9 protein-coding genes are annotated in these 8,975 nt (G+C 57.5%); 3 read left to right on the plus strand and 6 right to left on the minus strand.

Going from position 1 to position 8,975, the window contains the following annotated elements; genetic code table 11:
- From ABWO67_RS17655 to ABWO67_RS17665, 3 genes are all read right to left on the minus strand, one after another.
- Window positions 1-1,179, minus strand: a 1,179-nt coding sequence (locus ABWO67_RS17655; RefSeq protein WP_353154112.1) for a multidrug effflux MFS transporter, incomplete at its 3' end; no start/stop codon positions are given.
- Entirely contained in the window at window positions 1,176-2,288 is a 1,113-nt protein-coding gene (locus ABWO67_RS17660; RefSeq protein ID WP_353154114.1) for an alkene reductase, read from the minus strand. The genes ABWO67_RS17655 and ABWO67_RS17660, both read right to left, overlap by 4 nt.
- A 39-nt stretch (window positions 2,289-2,327) precedes the next feature.
- Window positions 2,328-2,783: a MarR family winged helix-turn-helix transcriptional regulator gene (locus ABWO67_RS17665; RefSeq protein ID WP_353154117.1), complete on the minus strand. Its 456-nt coding sequence runs from the start codon at window positions 2,781-2,783 to the stop codon at window positions 2,328-2,330.
- A 59-nt stretch (window positions 2,784-2,842) separates the two neighbouring features.
- Between ABWO67_RS17665 and ABWO67_RS17670 the strand changes: the two genes are divergently transcribed.
- Both ABWO67_RS17670 and ABWO67_RS17675 read left to right on the plus strand, forming a co-directional pair.
- On the plus strand, window positions 2,843-3,379 hold the full coding sequence (locus tag ABWO67_RS17670) for a PaaI family thioesterase (RefSeq protein WP_353154120.1): 537 nt from the start codon (window positions 2,843-2,845) through the stop codon (window positions 3,377-3,379).
- Window positions 3,380-3,424: 45 nt separating this feature from the next.
- Window positions 3,425-4,435: a zinc-dependent alcohol dehydrogenase family protein gene (locus tag ABWO67_RS17675; protein WP_502930047.1), complete on the plus strand. Its 1,011-nt coding sequence runs from the start codon at window positions 3,425-3,427 to the stop codon at window positions 4,433-4,435.
- 330 nt (window positions 4,436-4,765) lie between these two features.
- Here the strand turns inward: ABWO67_RS17675 and gbd are convergent, their stop codons facing one another.
- Genes gbd through ABWO67_RS17690 form a run of 3 tightly spaced genes read right to left on the minus strand, consistent with a single transcriptional unit; the run spans window position 4,766 to window position 7,653 of the window.
- A complete protein-coding gene (gene gbd / locus ABWO67_RS17680; protein WP_353154123.1) occupies window positions 4,766-5,905 on the minus strand; it encodes a 4-hydroxybutyrate dehydrogenase in 1,140 nt (379 codons plus the stop codon).
- 11 nt (window positions 5,906-5,916) lie between these two features.
- The gene (locus tag ABWO67_RS17685; protein WP_353154125.1) at window positions 5,917-6,366 is read right to left on the minus strand and encodes a cupin domain-containing protein; all 450 of its coding nucleotides are present in this window, start codon (window positions 6,364-6,366) and stop codon (window positions 5,917-5,919) included.
- A gap of 27 nt (window positions 6,367-6,393) precedes the next feature.
- Window positions 6,394-7,653 (minus strand): ABC transporter substrate-binding protein, encoded by a 1,260-nt coding sequence (locus tag ABWO67_RS17690; RefSeq protein ID WP_353154128.1) that lies wholly within the window; start codon window positions 7,651-7,653, stop codon window positions 6,394-6,396.
- A 206-nt stretch (window positions 7,654-7,859) separates the two neighbouring features.
- On the opposite strand from ABWO67_RS17690, the gene ABWO67_RS17695 reads away from it, so the two are divergent.
- Complete coding sequence (locus tag ABWO67_RS17695; RefSeq protein WP_353154131.1) at window positions 7,860-8,468, plus strand: helix-turn-helix domain-containing protein; 609 nt, start codon at window positions 7,860-7,862, stop codon at window positions 8,466-8,468.
- Window positions 8,469-8,975 lie beyond the last annotated feature (507 nt).

Raw genomic sequence — 8,975 nt, forward strand, 5'->3', positions numbered from 1 at the left:
CGTCAAATTGGCTGCCAGGATGATGCCAAGCGATGTGTAAGCGGGAAAATGCAGCGCCGCGGCAATGCTGATGGAGAGAGCCGCGCAACCCATCTGCAAGAACCCCAGCAACGCCGACGCGGCCCCCGCATGCTGTCCGAAGGGCTGCAGCGCAATGGCGGTTCCGAGTGGATTGATAAGGCCCATTCCCAGCAGAAAGACAGTCAGGGAGGCAGAAAAGAAAAAGATGTCTTCTTTGCCGGTCAGTAAGGCGATGCTGCCCGCCAGTGCAATGACGATCCCCGCGCGCGCCACGGGCACTGGCCCCCACCGTTGGGCGAACCGAGGCGCTAAAAAACCGGCACCAAACACAACAAAAACGGTTGATGCGAAGAACAACCCTAGCTCGAACGACGAGAAGTGGAACCCAGTCATCAGAATTGCCGGCGCCATCGCAAAGAATGCGTACAACGCACCGATGACAAGACTCACTGAAAGAGCGGGAGCAATAAATCGTCGATCAATCAAGAGTTGCTGGTAAATTTTCAGTATGGCTAAAACGGAAATAACCGAGCGCTTATCAGCCCTATGTGTTTCCCCCAGCTTGGCAATGTAGTAAATAGCCAGCAAGACGGCCAGCAACGCCACAAATCCAAACGTTGCCCGCCAGCCCAGCCAACTGTTGAACACGCCCCCCAAGAGGGGTGAAAAGCCCGGTGCGGCGGCCATGGCAACCATGGTCAGCGACAGCGCACGCGCAAGCTCCTGGCCGTCGAACAGGTCGCGAGCGATGGCCCGGGACAGAACCGACGTAGCGCAAACGCCCAGCGCCTGGATGACCCGGCCGCTGATCATCTGCGGCAGTGTGCTGGCCACCGCGCAGACCAGGCTGCCGATAATGAAGATGGCAAGTCCGATGAGCACCAGACGCTGGCGCCCGAAGCGATCCGACAGCGGGCCGACGAACAACTGCCCCAGCGCGAAGGCCAGGAAGAAGCTGGTCAGCGTCGCGCTCAGCTCCCGGACCGAGACGCCAAGGTCCTCGCTCATCGCGGGAAACGCGGGAAGGATGATGTTGGTGGCCAATGCTCCCAGGGCGGCCAGCGCGGCCAGCAGGAACAGCACGCTTGCCGTGAGCCTTTGCTCGGCAGGCGATCGGCATGCTTGCGACGAAGCACGTTTTACGTTGGCCCTGCTCATTGGCTCGACATTTCAAGCGCTGGATAGTCCACATAGCCTTCGGCCCCGCCGCCGTAGAAGGTGGCCCGGGTGTACGCGTTAAGGTCGGCGCCCCGGCGCGCGCGCTCGGGCAGGTCCGGGTTGGCGATGAACAACCGCCCGAATGCTATGGCGTCCGCCCGGCCCGCTTCGATGGCGGCAGCCGCCGTGTCGGGTTTGTAGTTCCCCGCCGCGATCAGGACGTTCGGCCAGTGCGGGCGGAACAGCTCTGATGTAAAGGGCACATTCTGATGATCGACATCGGCCTGACCCGCGCCGCTGGCGCGCGGCTCGATCAGGTGCAGATACGCCAGATCAAGTGCTGCCAACTGCTTGATCAGGTAGGAATAGAGGGGCACTGGATCGTCCTCGCCGCTACCGTTCGCCACGCCGAATGGCGACAGCCGGATGCCGACACGGTCGGCGCCGAAAACGGTTGAAACTGCAGCGGCGATCTCCAGCACAATGCGGCAGCGATTTTCAATCGACCCACCGTAGGCGTCCGTTCGCTGGTTGCTGCGGCTTTGCAGAAACTGCTCCAACAGGTAGCCGTTGGCCGCGTGGATCTCCACGCCATCGAAACCCGCTTGCTGCGCGTGCCGTGCCGCTTGAACATAGTCCTCGATCACCGAAGCAATCTCCGTGATAGCCAAGGCCCGCGGCGTTTCAAAGGGGGCTCGTTCAAAGGAAGCAGTGAATGCATTGCCGGGCGCGGCGATGGCGGACGGGGCCACCGGCAATTGGCCGCCCAGGAGCGACGAATGGGAGATGCGACCCACATGCCAGAGTTGCAGAAAGATCAAGCCGCCTTGGGAATGAACCGCTTGCGTTACCGCTTTCCAACCATCGATCTGCGCCTGGCTGTGGATGCCCGGCGTTGCCGGCATCCCCTGACCTGTGAGTGAAATCTGCGCACCTTCCGTAATGATCAGCCCACCCTGTGAAGCGCGCTGGCGATAGTATTCCACGTTCAGCGCCTGGGGGACATTACCCGGCTGAGCCGCCCGCATACGAGTCAGCGGGGCCATGACCACACGATGTTTTAAATCCAGGGATCCGAGGCGTAAAGGAAAAAACAGTTTCTGCGTCATTCAGTAATCCGTCAAAAATTACGTAGATATAGATAGCGATCACTTGCCCGATGGCTCGTCGGGATGGCTATCAAGGTATTCAATACAGGTATCAAGCAGATCGTGCAACGCGACAACCCGCTCCACGCCTAACCGTTCGTTGAGGACCGTTTGTGCCGTTTTCCATGCGCGCTGTCCTTCGGCTTGTTTCATACGCCCCGCCTCGGTCGCTTCGACCAGACGGCTGCGTGCATCCTTGCCTGCACCGATCTCCAACAAGCCTTGTGTCGCCAGCGGCTGCAGGTTGCGCGTCAAGGTCGACGCATCCATGCGCATGAGCCTGGAAAGATCGACCGGTTGAATAGGACCCAGTCGGACGACGTACGACAGCAAGGCGTATTGCGTGTTCTTAAGCCCCGTCTCGGCAATATAGCCATCGTAATGACGCGTCACCATGCGCGTGAGCTGGCGAAGTTTCAGGTTGGTGCATCCCTGCGGCTTGATTGAGTTCTTCATGTGATATATTGTACCTGCAACTATTGTATATGCAATAATTTTTAAAGCAGGAGTGGCTGATGGATATTGATCAGGTGGTGGCACGCTGGGAAGCGGACGAAAAGCGGGTTCGAGCGCGATGGAGTGCGACTGATGCTGAGCCCAAAGCACAGCTCTTTGGACTCTCGGGCATGCAGATGTTCGAGGCGATTTTCTCCGGCGCGCTGCCACCGGCGCCCATGGGCGACACCCTCGGTTTTGTACCGATTCACATGGAACCGGGTACCGCAGTCTTCCAGGGCCGACCGCAGCGCCAGCACTACAACCCACTGGGGACCGTGCACGGCGGTTGGTTCGCCACGCTGCTCGACTCCGCAGTGGGCTGTGCGGTGCATTCGACGCTGCCTGCTGGCAAAGGCTACACCACCCTGGAGCTCAAGGTGAACATGGTTCGCTCCCTGAATGATGGGGTGCCGCTGGTGCGCGCCGAAGGCAAGGTGATCCACGCGGGGCGGCAAGTGGCGACGGCCGAGGGCCGCCTCGTCGGCCCGGATGGCAAGTTGTATGCGCATGCGACCACGACATGCCTCATCTTTGAGTACCCCGCGGCAAGTTGAGCCCTTTGGCGTCCGTTATGCAGGTTTACCTTTTATGGAGAAAGCATGAGCATTAAGACAATTTACGTTCAGGCCGGCGGCGGCTTCGATAACGTAGCAGCAGGCACAAGTGAACCTAAGGCGCCCGAGGCCGGTGAGATCACCGTACGCCTTCGCGCCAGTTCGTTGAATTACCACGACCTGGGCGTGGTAAGCGGAGCAATGCCGCCCAGCGAGCAGCGCATTCCCATGTCCGATGGCGCCGGTGAAGTGATCGCGGTAGGTGCGGGCGTTGAAGAGTTCGCCATCGGTAACCATGTGGTCAGCACCTTCTTCCCGGACTGGCTGGATGGCAATCCACAGAGCGCAGGCTTTGGCCGTGTACCGGGAGACGGCATCGACGGGTTCGCACGTGAACAGGTAACGCTGCCCGCGACCGCATTTACCCATGCTCCACACGGGTATAGCCATGCCGAAGCCGCAACGCTAACCACCGCTGGTCTCACGGCGTGGCGCGCCTTGTTCGAAAACGGCCAATTGAAGTCTGGCGAAACTGTGCTGGTTCAGGGCACGGGCGGCGTCTCGATCTTTGCGTTGCAGCTGGCCAAGCTTGCGGGCGCGCGGGTGATCGCAACCTCATCCAGCGAAGAAAAGCTCGCTAAGTTGACGATGCTGGGCGCAGATGCGGTGATCAATTACCGCGACGACCCAGAATGGGGAGAAACCGTTCGCCGTCTGACCGATGGCCGTGGTGTCGATCATGTGATCGAAGTCGGCGGCCCCGCGACGTTAGCGCAATCGATCGCGGCCAGCCGCGTGGGTGGCCATATTGCCGTAATTGGCGTGCTCAGCGGCATCACAAGCCAGTTGCCGCTGGCGCAAGCGCTGTCCCGGCAGGTGCGGCTACAGGCCTTATTGGTCGGCAGTCGCCGCCAGCAGCAGGATTTTGTTCGCGCTATCGAAGCAACCCAACTGCGACCCGTAATCGACCGACATTTTCCGTTGGATGAAATCGTTGCCGCGTTCCAATACCAAGCGAGCGGGCAGCATTTTGGCAAAATCGTGCTTGATATCTAGCATTCTCTAACCACCTGGAAATTCTGTCATTTTCGAAACGCAAAAAATCATTTAATCGCCAAAGTGAGTTGGAAGAAACTTGCTTCCTGAGTTTGGAACCTATTATTCACTCAGTTTGGAACTTTCTGCGTTTTGCGTCACTCAGTTTGGACTTTTCCGTACGAGCTCATTCCGAAGAAATGAGTCACAACACTTGTCATCGCCATAAATTATGGCGGACCGCGTGGCGTTTCGCGTCCAAGATTTTTACGGAGCTCCGAACTGAGTGACTAGAATTCCAAAATTAGCGATGATCGACAACGAGGCGATAGGGGAAACTGACAGGACTGTTCACATAGACTGCTGTAAAAGCTCCACATAGTCTGCTGCCGACGCTTGTCGCGGATTGGTTTTGTGGCTGTGGTCCGCCAACGCCCCCTCAATGATCGCGGGGTACATCTCCGGTGTGACGCCCAGCACCGACAAGCCGGTGGGCAGCCCCAGATCCTCGCTCATTTTTTTTATACTGGCGCCGATATCCTGATTATCCGGCAGCCCCATGGCCTGAGCCAGCCGTGGCAGCTTGCGTTCCTGCCGCACTGAGTCAGAAGTAGCGTTGAAGGCGATGACTGCTGGGAGCAGGATCGCGTTCAGGGTACCGTGATGAAGCGTGGGGTTGAGCCCCCCCAAAGCGTGGCTCAAGCTATGCACACAACCTAATCCTTTCTGGAATGCCATGGCTCCCTGCATAGACGCGCTCATCATGTTCAGACGGGCATCGCGGTCCCGAGGCGAGCGGGTGGCAGTCAGGATGTTAGCCCAGCCCCGGCGAAGCCCGTCCAGCGCAATACCGTCGGCGGGCGGGTTGAAGGAGGGAGAGAGGAAGGTTTCGATGCAATGAGCGATGGCGTCCATCCCGGTTGCTGCGGTCAACCCCCGCGGCAAGCAAAAAGTAAGCGCCGGATCACAAATAGCGGACTTCGGCACGAGGTGGGGCGACAATATACCCACCTTGCGCCCGTCGTCGAGGATGAGGATGGCGCCCCGCCCCACTTCGCTGCCCGTGCCCGCGGTGGTGGGTATGGCTATGACCGGCGCGGCGGCCGCAGTGATTCGCGCAGCTCCGCCTTCAATCGCTGCGAACGTCTTGAGCGGCCCGTCATGCGTGGCGCATAACGCCACCCCTTTGCTCAAATCGATCGACGATCCCCCCCCTACCGCAACAATACCATCGTGGTTGCCAGTCTTGAACATAGCCACCGCAGCGCGAACGGCGCCTTCATTTGGATTGGGCGGAGTCCCGTCGAAGATCCCGACGCCTTCCATCCTCTTTAGGTTCTCGTGTACGAGATCGATTAGACCGGCTTCGCGCACGCCTTTGTCGGTGACGATGAGCGGCCGCCGAATGCCCAGCCGGCGGCATTCGTCGGACAGGACGCTGATCGCGCCGAAATCAAAGTGAACCTGCGTGACATAATTGATGATCGCCATTGAGTGCCGCCTTAGATATCTGTTCGTTCTTGCGCAACGTCAATGCGCTCATTCTTATTGAACCGGTCGTAGTAGATCGGCCGTCCGCCCGTGGTGGGACCGGGATATTGCACAATAACCATCAGCCCGCCTGTTTCAGTACGAAGCTCTTCTTCACAATGCGGATCTCCATGGCATAACATTGTGCCGGGGCCGCATTCTTTCCCGCCGATGGTAAACCGTCCTTCCAGGATATACCAGACTTGCGCAAAATCATGCCGATGCCAAGGGTGAAACGAACCGGGCTCGAGCCGCAACAGACCGGCGTTGGGCAGGGTGGGATTATCAGACGTGGGATGAAAAAGCATTTTTCCCGTTTCGCCGGGCCAGCGTATGGTTTCCCACTCCATCTCATCTATGTGGCGCACTTGCGGCGGCGGATCCTTCCGTTCATTTCCCATCATATTCTCGGTAGATGTCATGGCTTACCTCCTTATCCGTTTGCGTAATTACTGTTTAACCAAGGGACATTCGCTTTGCGTAAGAGGCTTGAAAACCTCATCACCCGGGATGGTCGCAAGCACCTCGTAATAGTCCCAAGGTTCTTTGGACATTTTGGGTGACTTGACCTGCACGAGATACATGTCGTGGACCATCTGCCCGTCAGCTCGCAGATAGCCATTTTCCGCAAATACATCCTTGACCGGCAGATCTCGCATTTTTTCCATGACCGCGGTCGCATCGTCCGTTTGCGCCGCATCCACTGCCTTGAGGTAATGCAAGACGCTAGAGTAAACACCAGCATGGGTCATGGTGGGCATTGCGCCATGGCGCTCGAAAAACCGCTTGGACCAAGCTCTTGTCGCCTCGTTCCGGTTCCAGTAGAACGCCGTGACGAACTTCAGATTCTGAGCGGCCTCCAAACCCATGCTGTGCACATCCGTTAAAAATACAGCTGGAGCAGCTAGGGACTGCTTCGGCATGACGCCGAACTCACCTGCCTGCTTGATTGCGGTGGTCATGTCGCTGCCCGCGCTGGCCAGCGCAATAACGTCCGCGCCCGACGCTTGAGCTTGCAAAAGAAAAGAGCTCATATCGGCCGTGCCCAGGGGGTGGCGAACCTCGCCCACAACCTTGCCCCCGCCTGCCTCCACGGCTTTCCGCATGTCGTTCGCAAAGGCGTGTCCGAAGGCATAGTCTACGGTAATCAGGTACCAGCTCTTGTATTGCTGTGCGGTGAGGACTTTGGCCAACCCGTACCCATTGGTATAGCTGTTGTAGACCCATTGTGCCGAAGTCGGTGTACAAGCCTTGCCGGTGAAGTCAGTGGATGCCGCCGCGATCAGCGCAACCTTCTTCTTCTCCTGCGCAAGTCTCTGAACGGCGAAACCAACGGACGAGTTGGAGAAGTCCGCGATCATGTCGACGCCATCCTGATCGAACCAGGATCGCGCGATGGCCGCGCCCACATCAGCCTTATTCTGATGATTCCCCACCAACAGCTCTATTTTCTTTCCCGCGACTTGGCCTCCCATTTCTTCTATCGCCATTCTTGCCGCCTGAACCGACCCGGGCCCCGCAAGATCGGCGTAGGTACCGGACTGGTCGTTTAGTATCCCTATTTTGACCATATCGTCCGATATGCTAGCGCCCAATACCTGAGCGCTGAATGCCCACATCAGGCACGCTCCCGCGGCACTGAGTTGTATGCGGATGCGTGGCGAACGCCTGGCGGCCAAGTCCCGCATTGAAGTGCTATAGCTGTACATGTTTGCCGGTCTCCTTTTGTTCTTGTTTTGTTTCGTTATTTGCATGACACGCAATATAATTTGCATGTGATGCACATTATAGCGACGTCAAGCTATCGTGCAAGCATTTTCCAGCGTCATTTCCAAACCGTGCCTCCACAACGAGTACACTTGCTCTCGCGGCGCGGAGATCGCTTTATTGTTCTTAAATCGTCACAGCGGGAAGAATGAATCAAAAGATCAAGGCAAGAATCGAGGTCGTGGCCCGGGAAATGGGCGAGAGGCTACGCCAAGCACGTCGAAAAAACGGAATCACGCTAGGCGAGCTCAGCAAAGAAACAGCCCTGTCCGTGAGCTTTCTTTCCCGCCTCGAGCGCGGTGAGACAAGCACGTCTATCGCAAACCTCATCGTGATTGCTACGCGCTTGGGTATATCGCTGCATGAATTCTTCAAAGAGCCGTCAGATACCCGCGAAGACTACATATTGAACCGCGCCCAGGAGCGCGAGCACCAGACAGCGCTAATCGCTCATGGCTATAGCTATCGCCTCTCGACGGGAGATTTGCCGGACCAACAAATGAGCGCCTTCGAGCTGACCTTCCCGCCCGGTGCTAAGGAGCAACCCACACTGCTTACCCACGATGGTGAGGAAGTGCTCTATCTCGTAGAAGGTAGTATAGAGTTTCATATCGGCGAAGATTCGTTTGTGATGAACGCGGGCGATTGCGTGCATTTCAATTGCAGCAAGCCGCATATGGGCAGGAATATTGGAACGAGCACGGCCCGGCTGCTGATGGTCGTGACGCCAGTGAATTCACGCGACAAAGAAGCCTAGCTGCGTAACGAGGAGCATGCGGTGTCTTTCTGAATGCTTTGTCGGTTGCACGTAAGTACTAGCGCAGCTAGCCCCATAATCAAGCAAGTGGTGGATAGCGTCCTTCCAAAGTGTTGCCCGTACTGCCTTTACTGCTGTGGGATTGCGCGAAGTTCGTTCAACGGCCCGAGCGAATAGAAAAGCGAATTCGTCCAGGCGTTGAAGGGTAAACCGCCTTCTAAGCTCTAAATCAATCGTCGAGCGACCCGTTGCTCCGAGTCCCGTCGGTGTAGCTTGCCGTCACGCATCGATCGATCACAACATCACATATCCGCCAAACGTGCCACGGCGTCAAAGTAGCAGGTCGCGCCCCACGTACCGCTCCTGTGGCAGCAAGCTCCAGATCATTTCTCGTAAAGCCAACGGTCGTAACTCTCCAATCCCAAACATGCATCTAACAGCCAAAAATCCGTGGTAAAGCGCGTTATCAAGAGCTCTACTCGTTTGTGCGAGTTCCAAACTGAATGA

The organism is Pollutimonas bauzanensis, assembly GCF_040393045.1.
GTDB classification, from domain to species: domain Bacteria; phylum Pseudomonadota; class Gammaproteobacteria; order Burkholderiales; family Burkholderiaceae_B; genus Pollutimonas; species Pollutimonas bauzanensis_A.